At 57.4% G+C, this 14,335-nt stretch carries 14 protein-coding genes; 3 read left to right on the forward strand and 11 right to left on the reverse strand.

The features are described from left to right. Positions 1-234: 234 nt before the first annotated feature. The 3 genes from aceF to ampD form a co-directional block, all read right to left on the reverse strand. Complete coding sequence (aceF, locus tag CH74_RS11510; RefSeq protein WP_048307638.1) at positions 235-2,352, reverse strand: dihydrolipoyllysine-residue acetyltransferase; 2,118 nt, start codon at positions 2,350-2,352, stop codon at positions 235-237. A gap of 111 nt (positions 2,353-2,463) precedes the next feature. Beyond that, entirely contained in the window at positions 2,464-5,148 is a 2,685-nt protein-coding gene (aceE, locus tag CH74_RS11515; protein WP_048307640.1) for a pyruvate dehydrogenase (acetyl-transferring), homodimeric type, read from the reverse strand. 316 nt (positions 5,149-5,464) lie between these two features. Beyond that, on the reverse strand, positions 5,465-6,013 hold the full coding sequence (ampD, locus tag CH74_RS11520; RefSeq protein WP_048307642.1) for a 1,6-anhydro-N-acetylmuramyl-L-alanine amidase AmpD: 549 nt from the start codon (positions 6,011-6,013) through the stop codon (positions 5,465-5,467). 77 nt (positions 6,014-6,090) lie between these two features. On the opposite strand from ampD, the gene nadC reads away from it, so the two are divergent. After that, on the forward strand, positions 6,091-6,945 hold the full coding sequence (gene nadC / locus CH74_RS11525; protein ID WP_048307644.1) for a carboxylating nicotinate-nucleotide diphosphorylase: 855 nt from the start codon (positions 6,091-6,093) through the stop codon (positions 6,943-6,945). A 15-nt stretch (positions 6,946-6,960) separates the two neighbouring features. Here the strand turns inward: nadC and CH74_RS11530 are convergent, their stop codons facing one another. From CH74_RS11530 to CH74_RS11545, 4 genes are read right to left on the reverse strand one after another with little or no spacing between them, the layout of a single operon-like run. Beyond that, the gene (locus CH74_RS11530; protein WP_048307707.1) at positions 6,961-7,443 is read right to left on the reverse strand and encodes a GNAT family N-acetyltransferase; all 483 of its coding nucleotides are present in this window, start codon (positions 7,441-7,443) and stop codon (positions 6,961-6,963) included. Positions 7,444-7,448: 5 nt separating this feature from the next. Then, entirely contained in the window at positions 7,449-8,132 is a 684-nt protein-coding gene (gene mtnC, locus CH74_RS11535) for an acireductone synthase (RefSeq protein WP_048307646.1), read from the reverse strand. Further along, positions 8,129-8,695, reverse strand: a complete 567-nt coding sequence (locus CH74_RS11540; RefSeq protein WP_048307648.1) for an acireductone dioxygenase — start codon at positions 8,693-8,695, stop codon at positions 8,129-8,131. Before CH74_RS11540 ends, mtnC begins: the two co-directional genes overlap by 4 nt. Then, entirely contained in the window at positions 8,692-9,312 is a 621-nt protein-coding gene (locus CH74_RS11545) for a methylthioribulose 1-phosphate dehydratase (protein ID WP_048307649.1), read from the reverse strand. Before CH74_RS11545 ends, CH74_RS11540 begins: the two co-directional genes overlap by 4 nt. A 51-nt stretch (positions 9,313-9,363) precedes the next feature. Here CH74_RS11545 and tsaA point away from each other — a divergent pair, with 51 nt between their 5' ends. After that, the gene (gene tsaA, locus CH74_RS11550) at positions 9,364-10,092 is read left to right on the forward strand and encodes a tRNA (N6-threonylcarbamoyladenosine(37)-N6)-methyltransferase TrmO (protein ID WP_048307650.1); all 729 of its coding nucleotides are present in this window, start codon (positions 9,364-9,366) and stop codon (positions 10,090-10,092) included. A gap of 20 nt (positions 10,093-10,112) precedes the next feature. Here tsaA and purC read toward each other — a convergent pair whose 3' ends face one another. From purC to dapA, 4 genes are all read right to left on the reverse strand, one after another. Next, positions 10,113-10,826 carry a phosphoribosylaminoimidazolesuccinocarboxamide synthase gene (gene purC, locus CH74_RS11555; protein WP_048307652.1) on the reverse strand — a complete coding sequence of 238 codons (714 nt, stop codon included), beginning with the start codon at positions 10,824-10,826 and terminating at the stop codon, positions 10,113-10,115. A 90-nt stretch (positions 10,827-10,916) separates the two neighbouring features. Further along, positions 10,917-11,714, reverse strand: coding sequence for an MBL fold metallo-hydrolase (locus tag CH74_RS11560; RefSeq protein ID WP_048307654.1), 798 nt, complete (start codon positions 11,712-11,714; stop codon positions 10,917-10,919). Between the two features lie 2 nt (positions 11,715-11,716). Further along, the gene (gene bamC / locus CH74_RS11565) at positions 11,717-12,670 is read right to left on the reverse strand and encodes an outer membrane protein assembly factor BamC (RefSeq protein ID WP_048307656.1); all 954 of its coding nucleotides are present in this window, start codon (positions 12,668-12,670) and stop codon (positions 11,717-11,719) included. Positions 12,671-12,742: 72 nt separating this feature from the next. Next, complete coding sequence (dapA, locus tag CH74_RS11570) at positions 12,743-13,627, reverse strand: 4-hydroxy-tetrahydrodipicolinate synthase (RefSeq protein WP_048307657.1); 885 nt, start codon at positions 13,625-13,627, stop codon at positions 12,743-12,745. A 217-nt stretch (positions 13,628-13,844) separates the two neighbouring features. On the opposite strand from dapA, the gene CH74_RS11575 reads away from it, so the two are divergent. After that, positions 13,845-14,324 carry a peroxiredoxin gene (locus tag CH74_RS11575; RefSeq protein ID WP_048307658.1) on the forward strand — a complete coding sequence of 160 codons (480 nt, stop codon included), beginning with the start codon at positions 13,845-13,847 and terminating at the stop codon, positions 14,322-14,324. The last annotated feature ends 11 nt before the right edge of the window (positions 14,325-14,335 follow it).

Below are 14,335 nucleotides of genomic sequence, written 5' to 3' on the forward strand. Positions count from 1 at the left end.
TTGGGTTTTGCGATTCTTAAATTGTTACCAAAGTAACATTACGTTTGACAATACGTGGGCCCAAACGTCCAGACAAGCACACTATCGTCGCAGAACAGCTCATGTTACTTACTGTAGCGTTCATCATAGGCTCTGCCATTAACACTTTGGTCGGGCCAGAACTGCCACGCTTGAATACGAGTATCAAAAAAGGCGGCCTCGAAAGGCCGCCTTGACCGGCATTGCTTGAACTTCTTACAGCAGCAAACGCCGGATATCACTCAGCAACTGTCCCAGCAATGCGGTGAACCGCGCCGCATCGGCGCCGTTGACGGCGCGGTGATCGTAGGACAGGCATAGCGGCATCATCAGCCGTGGAACGAATTCCTGCCCATTCCACACTGGCTCCATCTGAGATTTGGAAACCCCCAGAATGGCGACCTCTGGCGTATTGACGATGGGTGTAAACGCATTACCGCCAATTGACCCCAGGCTGGAGATGGTGAAGCAGGCACCCTGCATCTCCTCCCGCTTGAGCTTCTTGGACTGAGCCTTCATGGCAAGCTCCACGGACTCCTTGGCCAGATCGATCAGAGACTTCTTGTCCGCATCACGAATCACCGGCACCATCAGACCGTTCGGCGTATCCACGGCCACCGCGATATGCACGTACTTCTTCTGGATTATCTTGTCGCCGTCCGGGTGCAGGCTGACATTGAACTGAGGGTACTGGCGCAGTGCGAAGGCACAAGCCTTGATCAAGAACGGCAGCGGCGTGAGCTTGGCGCCCTGAGCCTCGGCTTCGGCCTTCATCGACTTGCGAAACGCTTCAAGCTCGGTAATGTCCGCCTTGTCGAACTGAGTCACATGGGGCACGTTCAGCCAGCTGCGATGCAGATTGTCCGCCCCCAGCTTGAGCAAGCGACCCATCGGCTGCTCTTCGACTTCACCAAACTGGCTGAAATCTACCGCCGGCACCTGAGGAATGCCAGCCCCACCGGAGGGCGCTGCTGCACCTGCCGAGGAAGCATCACCCTGGCCTTTCATTGCCTGCTTGACGAAAGCCTGGATGTCTTCCTTGAGCACCCGATCCTTGGGGCCACTGGGTTTGACCCTGGCCAGATCGACACCCAGCTCCCGGGCCAACATGCGCACCGCTGGACCGGCATGGACCAGCTTGCCATCCCGGGACTTTTGATCGTCCGCCTGAGACTGCGTGGATGTGTCCTCGGTCTTTTGGGACTGCTTCTGCTTCGAGGACTGTTCGGATTTAGCCGACTTCTGCTCGGACTGCTCAGCCTTCTTCGGTTTGTCCTGCTTGGAAGTGTCCTGCTTGGGCTTGTCCTTCTTCGATTTGTCTTGCTTGCCCTCGGAGGCCACTTCCATATAGCCGATCAAGTCACCTTCTGAGACCGTATCGCCTTCCTTGACAGACAGCTCGACCAGCTTGCCCTTGTAGGGGCTGGGCACGTCCATGGAAGCCTTGTCGGACTCCAAGGTGATCAGCGGGTCTTCCTTGTCCACCTCATCGCCTTCGGCGACGGCCATTTCGATGATGGGCACATTATCGCTGCCGCTGAGATCCGGTACGCGAATCTCCTTACGCGTTGATTCGCCGGTATCTTCATCATCGCCTTCGTCCTCTTCGGAAGACTCTTCAGAAGAATCGTCACCGCTGTCAGCTGAGGACTGCTGGGTTTCTTCTTCAGCCTCGTCCTGCTCGTCGTCACCGTCGTCGCCCTCGCCGGCGATTTCCATGGTGCCGATGACATCGCCTTCCGAGACCTTGTCGCCTTCCTTGATTGCCAGGGACACGAGCTTGCCGCTGTAAGGGCTTGGCACGTCCATGGAGGCCTTGTCGGACTCCAAGGTGATCAGCGGGTCTTCTTCACTGACCTCGTCGCCTTCGGACACCGCGATCTCGATGATTTCGACATCGGTGCTGTCGCCAATGTCCGGCACCTTGATCTCGACGGTACGCTTGCCGCCAGAGGAAGACTTTTGCTTCTTCGACGGCTTGTCGTCCTTGTCGGCATCCTCCGCCTTGGGCTCCTGCTCGATATCAGGCTCACCGGACGGCTCTTCGTCGGTCTGCTCGGAATCCTTCTCGTCGTCGGCATCGTCGTCACCCGAGCCTTCGGCCTCGAGCTCGAGGATATCGTCGCCTTCGGAAACGGTATCGCCCTCCTTGACCAGCACCTTGACGACCTTGCCGCCCTTGGGCGCTGGTACATCCATGCTGGCTTTGTCGGATTCCAGAGTGATCATGGTGTCTTCGGGCTCGATCACATCGCCTTCGGACACCGCGATCTCGATGATTTCGACATCGGAGCTGTCGCCGATGTCGGGAACTTTGATGATTTCGCTACTCAAGGTCGCGCTCCTTTCTAATCGTGCTCACCGTTGGTGCAAATCCTATGGGGAAGGATCGGGCCATCTTCCTTTTTAGCGTAGCCCGATCCAACCAGGATGTTCACTACCCCCTCACGAGACCAACGGGTTGGGCTTGTTCGGATCGATGCCATACTTCTTGAGAGCATCCGCTACGACCTTACGCTCGATCTCATCACGGTCGGCCAATGCCTTGAGCGCCGCTACAGTGATGAAATAGCGATCGACTTCGAAGAAGTAACGCAGCTTTTCGCGGGTATCGGAACGACCATAACCATCGGTACCCAGCACGTGATAATCCATGGGCACCCATGCCCGCACCTGATCGGAGAACAGCTTCATGTAATCCGTGGCGGCAATGGCCGGCCCCTTGCGCCCTTCCAGGCACTGGGTGATGTGCGCCTTGCCCGGCTCGTCCTCGGGCTTGAGGAAGGCCTGACGGTCGACTTCAAGCGCCTCGCGACGCAGCTCGTTAAAGCTGGTCGCACTCCAGATATCGGAGCCGACCCCATACTCTTCCTTGAGGATTTCCGCGGCGGCTTCGACTTCTCGCAGAATGACACCGCTGCCCAACAGCTGCACATGGCCTTTGCCTTTCTTGCCCGCCACTTCCCGCAGCAAATACATCCCTTTGATGATGTCCTGTTCAGTCCCTTCCTGCATTTCGGGCTGCTGATAGTTCTCGTTCATCAGGGTGATGTAATAAAAGCAGTTCTCCTTGTCCTGATACATCCGCTTCAGGCCGTCCTGGACGATCACCGCCAGTTCATGGCCGTAGGTCGGATCGTAGCTGCGGCAGTTGGGGATGGTCGACGCCAGAATGTGGCTGTGGCCATCCTGGTGCTGTAGCCCCTCGCCGTTGAGCGGCGTGCGTCCGGCCGTGCCGCCCATCATGAAGCCTCGGGCCTGCATATCACCGGCGGCCCAAGCCAGATCGCCGATGCGCTGGAAGCCGAACATGGAGTAGTAGATGTAGAACGGCAGCAACGGCAGGTGATGATTGGCGTAGGAAGTCGCCGCGGCGATCCAGGCGGACATGGCTCCCGCCTCGGTGATGCCTTCCTCGAGAATCTGACCGGCCTTGTCCTCGCGGTAGTACATGATCTGACCGGCATCCATGGGCTCGTACTTCTGGCCTTCGGAGGTGTAGATGCCGAGCTGACGGAACATGCCTTCCATGCCGAAAGTGCGCGCTTCATCGGGAATGATGGGAACGACCTGCTTGCCGAAGCTCTTGTTCTTGACCAGACCATTCAGGATACGCACGAAGGACATAGTGGTGGAGACTTCACGATCCCCGGAGCCCTTGGTCTGAGTGGCGAACATCTTGTCATCGAGCCCCGGGATTTCGATGGCCTCGAAATCGCTCTTGCGCGCCGGGAGATAGCCACCCAACTCTTCGCGACGCTGATGCATGTACTTGATTTCCGGCGCGTCGTCCGCCGGCTTGAAGTAGGGCATCTCGCCGCTATCGAGCTGTTCGTCGGTAACGGGAATACTGAAGCGGTCACGAAACACCTTCAGTGCCTCGGTATCCATCGACTTGATCTGGTGAGCTTCCATGTCGGCTTCGCCGGAGCCGCCGCCCATGCCATAACCCTTGACCGTATGGGCCAGCACCACAGTGGGTCGGTCGTTAGCGTTATTCACCGCTTCATGATAGGCCGCGTAGACCTTATAGGGGTCGTGGCCGCCGCGGTTGAGCTTCCAGATGTCCTCGTCGCTCATGTCTTCGACCATGGCCTTGGTCTCGGGGTACTTGCCGAAGAAGTGCTCGCGAGTATAGGCGCCACCCTGGGCCTTGCAGTTCTGGTACTCGCCATCGACGGTTTCGTCCATGAGCTTTTGCAGAACACCTTTCTTGTCCTTCTCGAACAAGGGGTCCCAAAGCCTTCCCCAGACTACCTTGATGACATTCCAACCGGCGCCACGGAATACGCCTTCAAGCTCATCCATGACTCGGGAGTTGCCGCGTACTGGCCCATCCAGGCGCTGCAAATTGCAGTTGACGACAAAGATCAGGTTGTCGAGTTTTTCCCGGCTGGCCAGGTGCAGAGCGCCAAGAGATTCCGGCTCGTCGCACTCGCCATCGCCCAGGAAGGCCCAGATCTTGCGATCCTGCATCGGCTGCAGGCCGCGCGCATCCAGATACTTCATGACGTGGGCCTGATAAATCGCGGTGATCGGCCCTATCCCCATGGAAACCGTGGGGAACTGCCAGTAATCCGGCATCAGCCAGGGGTGCGGATAGGAAGACAAACCATCGCCATCGACTTCCTGACGGAACTTGTCCATTTGGTCCTGGGTCAAGCGACCTTCCAGAAAGGAGCGGGCATAGATACCCGGCGAGCTGTGGCCCTGGATATAGACCAGATCGCCTTTGAAATCGCCGTTAGCGGCACGAAAGAAGTGGTTGAAGCCCACTTCATAAAGCGTCGCACTGGACATGTAGCTGGCCAGGTGACCACCGAGCCCGGGATGCTTCTTGTTGGTACGAATGACCTGGGCCGCCATGTTCCAGCGAATCAGCGAACGAATTCTCCGCTCCATGAACATGTCCCCAGGCAGCCGTGCCTCCCGGTGTATGGGAATACTGTTGCGATGCGGTGTCGTCACCGAAAAGGGCACTTTCACGCCATCACGACGCAGACGATCAGCCAGCCTACTCAGCACATAGTGAGCACGCTCTTCACCTTCATGATCCAGTAACGACTCCAAGGAATCCAACCATTCCGTGGTTTCGACCGGATCGAGATCCTCTCTTGCCTCCAGACTCATAGATGTCTCTCCGAATCACGATGTGATGTAAATCTGCCCTTCGCGGTGCTGAAAAGGACCAGTGATTTTTTAATTTGGCACTAGCGTCGGAACGCCGCCGAAAAACCATGTAATTTATTTACAAATACACACCATAAATACATGGATGTGGGTCAGGAAGATACCGTAAACCACTCCTGCTGCCAATTGAAACCATCATGAAAATAATTTCCATAAAATTTATTGCACAGCAACATTAAGACCTTGCGATTGGTCTTAAGCGTTGTTCATTCTCTTCCACTGCTGATGTAGTACCACTACACGATATTCGCATCTGTTACAGACATCGATGCAGGTACTGCCAATCGAAGGCAGGCCCCGGATCGCTCTTGCGCAACGGTGCAATTCGCGCATGGCTGGTGATACGCGTTTGGGTAAGCGCCGGATACGTGCTCATCAGCGCATGAATCACCCGAGCCAGATTACGATACTGATGTTCCGTGTAGGAATGCACTTCGTCACCCTCCAGCTCGATGCCAATACTGAAATCGTTGAGCCCACGGCGCTGGCGATGTCCGTCCTGCCAACAGGAGCGCCCGGCATGCCAGGCACGTTTGTCGAAAGGCACGAACTGCACCAGCTCTCCGCCCCGACGAATCAGCAGGTGCGCCGAGACTTCCACGCCTTTGAGGTTAGCAAAGTAGGAATGTGCCGAAAGATCAAGGGAATTGGTAAATAGCTTCTCGATAGCGTCGCCGCCGAAGCGCCCAGGGGGCAAGCTGATGGAGTGCAGCACGAGCGCCGAAATCTCATTGTCTGGACGCTCATTGAAATTGGGTGACACTACGCGCCTGGCAGTCTGCAACCAGTTCGCCTCGATTCGCATGTTAGGCTCCCCTGCCGAATTCTGGTGGCTTTCTTTATACTGCCTATATTGTTGCATACACCAGAGCAGGACTTGCCATGCACTACCATGAAGCGCTTGTCGAAGACATACGCATCAGCACCGCACGCTTACTGGCGGAGGACGTTGGCCCCGGTGATATCACCGCGCAGTTGATTCCTGAAAACCAGTGGGCCACGGCTCAGGTGATCTCCCGGGAAGAGGGCGTGCTCTGCGGGGTTGCCTGGGTCGATGAACTGTTCCGGCGTCTCGATCAGCGAGTCACGCTGTCCTGGCAGGCGGCGGACGGCGACCTCTTGAGCGCCAATCGGGTATTCCTCAAGCTGGAAGGACCGGCGCGTAGCCTGCTGACCGGCGAACGTGCCGCTCTGAATCTGCTACAGACCCTATCCGGTACCGCAAGCCGGGTCCGCCACTATGTGCAGCGAGTTGCCGATACCAGCGTACGCTTGCTGGACACCCGCAAGACGCTACCTGGACTGCGCCTGGCGCAGAAATACGCCGTCACTTGCGGGGGTGGCCACAACCACCGCATTGGCCTGTACGATGCCTTTTTGATCAAGGAGAACCATATTGCGGCCTGTGGCAGTATTGCCGCTGCAGTAAAGGAGGCACGTTCAATCGCCAAGGATCTACCGGTGGAAGTAGAAGTCGAGAACTTCGACGAACTGGATCAGGCTCTCGACGCTCATGCGGATATCGTGATGCTCGACAACTTCTCTCTCGATGATCTTCGCAAAGCGGTGAGCATTACCGCCAAACGGGCTACCCTCGAGGCATCCGGCAATGTCAGCGAATCGACCTTGGAAGCCATTGCGGCTACCGGCGTGGACTGCATTTCGATCGGCGCCCTAACCAAGGACGTCAAGTCCATCGATCTATCGATGCGGGTGACGCACGTCGAATCCCGCTAGCCATCATACCGGCTATCACGTCAGCGTCTTTTCCAACCGTACGCGGGTCAGGCGCTGACCCTGACGCTCGACCCATTCTTCGTCAAGACGCTGCCAACCGCGCTTTTCAAGACCTGGCGCCAGCATCAGGCTCGCTTCGATGCCCAGCCGGGTCACACCCTCTTCGCGCATTGTCACCTCGGCGTAGTCGAGCAAACGCGAGCCAACGCCGCGATGATTCAAGGAAGGCCAGACATAGAGCGTCTCGATACGTTCTCCCTCCAGGTCGAGCTCAACGAAACCCACACAGCGCCGATCGCACACCGCCACCAAAGTCGGATAGAACATCTGACGGGCCGCCCAGGCGCTGGCCTCTCGGGGCAATGCGGAGACCCAGGCTTCACGCTGTGCCAAGCTGTAGTAGCCGGCCGCCCCTTGCATCACGGCGTGATAGAACACCTCGCCTTGATCCGCCGCATCCTTGGGCACGGCGGCACGATAGATTACTCGATCCAGCATATCCTTCATTTCTCCGGCAGCCGCACTGCATCGAACCCAGTGGCAACCGGGTGATCGCCAATGGCCATGTCTTTTTCGCGCACCAGTTGAACGGTATGAAAATTCGCTGCCGCGGCGGCGTCGAGTTCAGCGAGCGTATCCGACAAGAACAGAATGTCACGCCCGGACAAGGCCAGATGTGCCGCGATTCGCCGATAGCTTTCGCTTTCTTTCTTAGGGCCCGTAGTGGTGTCGAAATAGCCGGTCAACAGCGATGTGAGATCGCCTACATCGGAATGAGCGAACAGCAGCTTCTGCGCTTTTACCGACCCCGAGGAGTAGATGTACAGCGCGATTCCCATTCTGTGCCAGAACTCCATGCAAGCAACTGCATCGGGATAGACGTGGCCGGTGAAGTCGCCTTGGCGATACCCCTCTTCCCAAATCATGCCTTGAAGTGCTTTGAGCGGTGTCGCCTTGCGGTCCGCTTTCATCCACTCTTCGAGTATCTCGATTAAGCGTGACTGTTGCGCATCGGGCTCATCGGCCAGCTCGCGCACTGCCCTCAACTGCTCCCGGACGGCTGGATCGTCGCCATGGTGACGAATGAAATCCGCTAGCCGGGCCCGAGCATAGGGAAACAGCACCTCGTGCACGAAACTGATCGACCCGGTGGTGCCCTCGATATCCAGTACAATGGCGTGAATCATGAAGCCGTGGCTCCCGACAAGGCTTCGAAACGGGGAAAACGCGAAGCGATCGGGCTACCGGTCATGTTCGCGATCCAGCCTTCCTGATTGGTGAACAGACGAATGGCGGTAAAATTCGGCTCGGGTCCCATGTCGAACCAGTGGGAGGTACCGGCGGGCACCGACATCAGATCCCCGGCAGCACAGCCAACCGCATAAATACGCTGCTCGATATGCAGATAAAAGATACCTTCGCCGCGCACAAAAAAGCGCACCTCATCCTCGCTATGACGATGCTCATCGAGAAATTTCTTGCGCAGGGATACCTTGTCCGGATGATCTGGCGTCATGCCGATCACATCGACGGCAGCAAAACCGGCTTCTTTCTTGAGCCGCGCCACGTCTTCGGCATAGGCCGCAAGCACTGCGTCCTGATTTGCATTCGACTCAACGTTTGGCTGAAGGGTCCAACGCTCGAAGCGTACGCCATGAAAAGCGAGCTCTGCGGCGATGCGCTCACCCTCGTGAGTAGAAACGATCGGCTGCTCACCGTCCGCTTCGTGATAGATGTGCAAGAAGCTCATGATCTGTTCTTCCTCAACTCCAGTTCACAACCAAACATAAAATCCAGCGCTTCTACATGGCGCAGGCAGGTGTCCATATCCTGAGCCCAGGTGTAGAACCCGTGTCCACGAATCAGATAAGCACAGCAATCTTGCTCCGCAAGCCGCTGACGCACGGTATTCGCGAGCGCCTCGACATCCTGAGTGTTGTCGAAGATGGGCACTGCAATGCGCGCTTCATGAGTCGTGACGTCCTCGAGCGCCTTTTGCAGTTCGTAGCCGGTTAGCCATAGGGTGTCGCCGGACTCGAGCAAAGAAAGCAATGTCGCCGCCTTCGAGTGCCCATGTAAAATCGCGCCAGCCAAAGGCGCGTCTTCATACAGCTGAGCATGCAAGCGCGCTTCAGCCGAAGGCGTCAGCGCACTGCCTACCGGCTCAGGCGTAAAATCGGTCACCATCACCTCGGCGCTGGACAAATGCCCCTTATGACTCCCGGAGACGGTTATCGCCATATGGGAGTCGTCCAGACGCACCGAAAAATTTCCCGCGGTCGCCGGTACGTATCCTGCCGCATGTAGCTGCTTGCCCGCATCGATGATGGCTTGCTGGGCCTGAGCCAATTTTTCCAGTTCGATCATGCTGACTGTCTCCTGCAAGAAAAAAGAGGATACTATCGGCATAATAGTGCCATGACAGAGCATACTTCATACTCGTTTCAAGCGATTGATTTTACTCTAACCGCTATCGGACGCGTTGCCAGCGATTATCCCGACAAGTTCGGCGTGCCTCGACAGCCGGGGCTTGCACCCGCCGGACGGGCCATACTTCACTTGCTTCCCCCCTTCGACGACCCCCAGGCGGTTCGCGGCCTCGAAAAGGTCAGCCATCTATGGCTGACCTTCATCTTTCATCGTAGCCCTCAGCGCTGGACACCGCTGGTGCGGCCACCCCGGTTAGGCGGCAATACCAGGATCGGCGTATTCGCTACCCGCAGCACTCACCGGCCCAATCGCCTGGGCCTTTCCTTGGTGCGTCTGGAAAAAATCGAGCTCGAGAACGGAGTACGGCTACACCTGAGCGGTCACGATCTCATCGATGGCACTCCGGTGCTGGACATCAAACCCTACTTGCCCTGGGTGGAATCGCATCCGGATGCTCAGGCGGGTTTTGCGCCAACGCCGCCGCCCAACTACCGCGTTGATTTCTCGGCAAAAGCCGAAGCGGTGCTTGTGCGTCGAGACGATGAGAAATCGCTGCGGGACTTGATCGTACAGGTAGTAAGGCAGGACCCGCGCCCGGCTTATCATCAGGATACGCCAGGACGGGTTTACGGTGTTTTCTTGCGGGATGTAAACGTGCGTTTTTGCATCCAGGACGAGGCCAATAGCATCAAAATGCACGTGATCGACATCGATTAGCGCAGCAGTAAATCGGCTCCCTATCCGAAGTTGACACCGATGCGCCGCCCTACTTCCTCGTAGGCTTCGATCACGCCTCCCAGCCCCTGACGGAAGCGATCCTTGTCCATCTTCTCACGGGTCTTCGCGTCCCACAGTCGGCAGCCATCCGGGGAAAACTCGTCGCCCAGCAGGATTTCGCCGTCGAACACGCCGAACTCGAGCTTGTAGTCGACCAGTAGCATGTCGCCGTCCTGAAACAGCTGCTTGAGCACATCGTTGACCTGAAAGGTCAGCGCCTTCATTCGCGAAAGCTGATCCGACGTCGCCCAGCCGAAGGTTTGGGCCAGAGACTCGTTGATCATCGGGTCGCCTTTTTCATCGTTCTTGAGGAACAGCTCGAATGTCGGCGGAACGAGCTCGATACCTTCTTCCACCCCCAAGCGACGCACGAGACCACCGGCAGCCAGATTGCGCACAACGCATTCCACCGGGATCATGTCGAGCTTCTTGACCAGGCACTCGGTATCCGAGAGCAACTTCTCGAAATGCGTGGGAATTCCTGCTGCCTGCAGCTTATCCATGATGAAGGCATTGAACTTGTTATTGACCATGCCTTTGCGTTCAAGAGCTTCCTTGCGCTTGCCGTCGAAAGCGCTGGTGTCGTCACGAAAATGAAGAATCAAACGGTTCGGGTCATCGGTGCCATAGACCGACTTGGCCTTGCCCGCATACAGCTCATCGCGTTTTTCCATCCAGGATTCTCCGAATTCGTTGGAAAAATGACATTGATATAGAAAAGCCGACAGATCACGTAAGAGGCAAGTGTGTGTAGCTGACCAGCCTCAGGCCACTACTTGCCATTCGACACCTTTGTCCTGGGCGGCAATGACAAGACGCGACTCATCGCCATCAAGTAGCGGCATGAGTGCCTCTTTGGCCAATTCCGGACGATTGTTCTGCTCAGAGAGATGCGAACAGACGATGCGCTGCAAGCGATCCATGCCTATCTGCCTCAATAGCGCATGAGCCTGACCGTTGGCAAGATGCCCCCAATTACCTCCCACTCGGTGCTTGAGCCGAGTCGGATAAGGGCCTTCTGCCAGCATGCGCGGGTCGTGATTGCACTCGAGAAGCAATGCATCGCAGCTATCGAACGCCTGGATAACATGGGCAGTCGGATGGCCTAGATCCGTCAACACGCCGAGTCGGCGTTGCCGGGCGCTGATGCAAAACTGCACCGGCTCCCGGGCATCGTGGGGTACGGTCACCGGATCGATTTCAAGCCCCCCAATGGCAAAGCGCACCTGGGGCACGATCAATCGGTGGCGAGGTACCTCCCCGAGACGTCGGGAGAGCCAGGTACCCGTCGTGAGGTAGATCGGCAGATCGTAGCGCCGCGCCAAGGCGCCGACGCCACGAATATGATCGCTGTGTTCGTGAGTGACCAGAACCGCCGCCAATTCCCTGGGGCTCAATCCCAGCCGTGCCAGACGTTTCTCCGCGTCACGCAGGCCAAAACCACAGTCGATGAGAACATGGGTCTCACCATCGCTGACCAGGGTGGCATTCCCCTTGCTGCCACTGCCCAGCGAGGCAAAACGTAGCGCCGCTCCCCAGTTGACGGCGTGTCGGTCGGTCATTGTCACCGTAGCGTTGCGGCCAGCTCGTCAAGCAATTCACGAGCATCGCTACCGCTGAGCGAATTGTCGTTCGTCGCAGCTACCCGTACCCGGGTTTTGCCCTGGGTAGGCTCGTCCACTAGCAGGCGGTACTGGCGCGGCTCTGCATCGTCACCGAATAGACCGAAAAAGCTGCCGCCATCGTCCTTGGGCGTGTACTCGACCAGGAACTCGCCGGCGCTGCGATTCTGATCCAACAGCTTGTTTCCTTTTTTGGCAAAATTATTCTCGAGCTGGTAGAAAAGCTCCGACCAGGCACGATCGAAACCAAGTGCCATCAGCAGCTGCCATGCGCCACCTGCATTCTCAAGACGCACGCGGTCGTCTCGGGACAGATTCTGAGCCGCCAGAGAGACGCTTTGCTGCTCCTGAGCGTAGGAAGAGAGATGGCTGCTCAACGCCGATAGACACTGGGATGCATCCGTGCCTGGCGCGGTCTCACAGCGCACTTCACTGGTGTTGCCGCGCAGCCCTTGACGCACGCTGAGCGTGGCTTGATCAGTTTCGATACGGCCTTGAGACGCATTCAGCGCCCGGGCTTCAAGGCCTCGCTGAGCAACGAAGCCCTGGAGGCGAGGCCAGATGGCGGCAGGAGCCGCATTGACCAGAAGCCAGCGATCCGCGCCCGCTTCGCGCTGTTCGACGAATTTCTGCTCGCCTTGATCGCCCCCGGTCAATGGTTGAGGACGGGGCGCGCTGAACTCGCCCTGAGCCAGGAAGTCGCTGTTAGCCGGCGGCACCGGCATGGCGTCCTGGTAGCGATTGCGCTGGCGATTGTCGGGCAGCGTTAGCGGCTTGGTCAGATAAGCATCGCGATACTCATCGTTGCGATCGTAATAATAGCCGCTGCGGCCACAGCCACTGACCACCAGGGCAGTCACGAGAATCAACGGCGTCCATTTGAAGACGGGGTTCATGCATCTACCTTATGTTGTGCGCGGGTCGGCGGTTCAGCCACGGCCGGTCGGTCAGGGTGGCGCATCGCAGTGTCAATCTTCCAGCACCTCCGCAAGCTGCAAGGCCTCATCGACGGTGGCATGGTATTTCTCGGAAAGCCAGGTCAGCGGCAGACGAATGCCTTTCTCGGCATAGCCCATGCGATTGAGCGCCCACTTCGTCGGAATCGGATTGGACTCGACGCCCAGGACGGTGTGCAGCGGCATCAGACGCGTATTGATCTGATGGGCCTTGTCGCTATCGCCGGCCACGGCAGCCTTGCACAGCTCATGCATCGAACGGGGGGCGACGTTGGCAGTCACGGAAATATCGCCATGCCCACCCATCAGCATGAAATCACAGGCGGTGGGATCATCGCCGGAATAGAGCGCGAAGTCGCTACCCTTGAGACGTTCGATGAGGTCCTCGGCGCGCTCCAGATTGCCCGTAGCATCCTTGAGACCGACGATATTATCGACCTTTGCCAGCCGTAGCACGGTCTCATTGTAAATATCGGAGCAGGTGCGTCCAGGGACATTGTACAGAATGACCGGCAGATCGCTGGCCTCGGCAATTGCCTTGAAATGCTGAAACAACCCTTCCTGAGTCGGCTTGTTGTAATAGGGTGCCACGGTCAGGCAGTAGTCGGCGCCCACCTCTTTGGCATAGCGTGTCAGCTCTATTGCTTCAGTGGTGTTGTTGGACCCGGTTCCGGCAATTACCGGGATACGTCCATTCACCTCTTCGACGATCGTGCGGATGACATCGAAATGCTCCGCGAAGGACATGGTGGTGGGTTCACCGGTAGTGCCGGCGGCAACGATGGCATCGGTGCCATTGTCGAGATGAAAACCTACCAGGCGGCGCAAGGCCTCCCAGTCGATCTCGCCGGAAACCTTCATCGGTGTCGCCAACGCGACGATGCTGCCTGTAATCATGCGGGAACGCCCTCCTGTACATCGGCTTCCTGGCCCTATGGCGACGAGTCGCGGGTCACGGCTTCTGTGATCGATATGTTATTCGAAGGGCAAATGGTACTCAGGCGACGAAAGTCTGTACAGGTGCCAGGAAGGGTAAAACCCATAGAGTTGGGAACGAAGCCTGTCTGGATGTACTCTCTTCGTTCCTTACAAGAGCGCAATCAAGGAGTGCGGCATGAGCATCAGCATTGGCCAGGCGGTTCCCGACTTTACCGCCGAGGCTACCAACGACACCACGGTTACACTCTCTCAGCTCAAGGGACAGCAGGTGGTGATCTATTTTTACCCCAAGGACAGCACGCCGGGCTGCACCACCGAAGGCGGCAATTTTCGCGATCACAAGAGCGCCTTCGACGAGGCCAACACCCGTATCTTCGGCGTTTCCCGAGACGGCCTGCGCGCCCATGAAAATTTCAAGGCCAAACAAAGTTTCAACTTCGAACTGATCTCCGACAAGGACGAAGCTCTATGTCAGCTGTTCGATGTCATCAAGCTCAAGAAGATGTACGGCAAAGAGCATCTGGGCGTCGAGCGCAGCACCTTCTTGATCGACAAGCACGGCGAGCTGGCCCAGGAATGGCGCGGAGTCAAGGTACCGGGCCACGTCGAAAAGGTACTCGAAGCGGCCCAGGAACTTCACGCGAAGTCGCGCTAGCGCAACTCGTA

The organism is Halomonas sp. PR-M31, assembly GCF_001039575.1.
GTDB lineage: Bacteria > Pseudomonadota > Gammaproteobacteria > Pseudomonadales > Halomonadaceae > Modicisalibacter.

Coding starts and splice junctions, on each gene's coding strand:
- aceE (WP_048307640.1), bottom strand. CDS start 5,148: ATGAGTCTGGAGGCAAGAGAGGATCTCGATCCGGTCGAAACCACGGAA.
- ampD (WP_048307642.1), bottom strand. CDS start 6,013: ATGCGAATCGAGGCGAACTGGTTGCAGACTGCCAGGCGCGTAGTGTCA.
- nadC (WP_048307644.1), top strand. CDS start 6,091: ATGCACTACCATGAAGCGCTTGTCGAAGACATACGCATCAGCACCGCA.
- CH74_RS11530 (WP_048307707.1), bottom strand. CDS start 7,443: ATGCTGGATCGAGTAATCTATCGTGCCGCCGTGCCCAAGGATGCGGCG.
- mtnC (WP_048307646.1), bottom strand. CDS start 8,132: ATGATTCACGCCATTGTACTGGATATCGAGGGCACCACCGGGTCGATC.
- CH74_RS11540 (WP_048307648.1), bottom strand. CDS start 8,695: ATGAGCTTCTTGCACATCTATCACGAAGCGGACGGTGAGCAGCCGATC.
- CH74_RS11545 (WP_048307649.1), bottom strand. CDS start 9,312: ATGATCGAACTGGAAAAATTGGCTCAGGCCCAGCAAGCCATCATCGAT.
- tsaA (WP_048307650.1), top strand. CDS start 9,364: ATGACAGAGCATACTTCATACTCGTTTCAAGCGATTGATTTTACTCTA.
- purC (WP_048307652.1), bottom strand. CDS start 10,826: ATGGAAAAACGCGATGAGCTGTATGCGGGCAAGGCCAAGTCGGTCTAT.
- CH74_RS11560 (WP_048307654.1), bottom strand. CDS start 11,714: ATGACCGACCGACACGCCGTCAACTGGGGAGCGGCGCTACGTTTTGCC.
- bamC (WP_048307656.1), bottom strand. CDS start 12,670: ATGAACCCCGTCTTCAAATGGACGCCGTTGATTCTCGTGACTGCCCTG.
- dapA (WP_048307657.1), bottom strand. CDS start 13,627: ATGATTACAGGCAGCATCGTCGCGTTGGCGACACCGATGAAGGTTTCC.
- CH74_RS11575 (WP_048307658.1), top strand. CDS start 13,845: ATGAGCATCAGCATTGGCCAGGCGGTTCCCGACTTTACCGCCGAGGCT.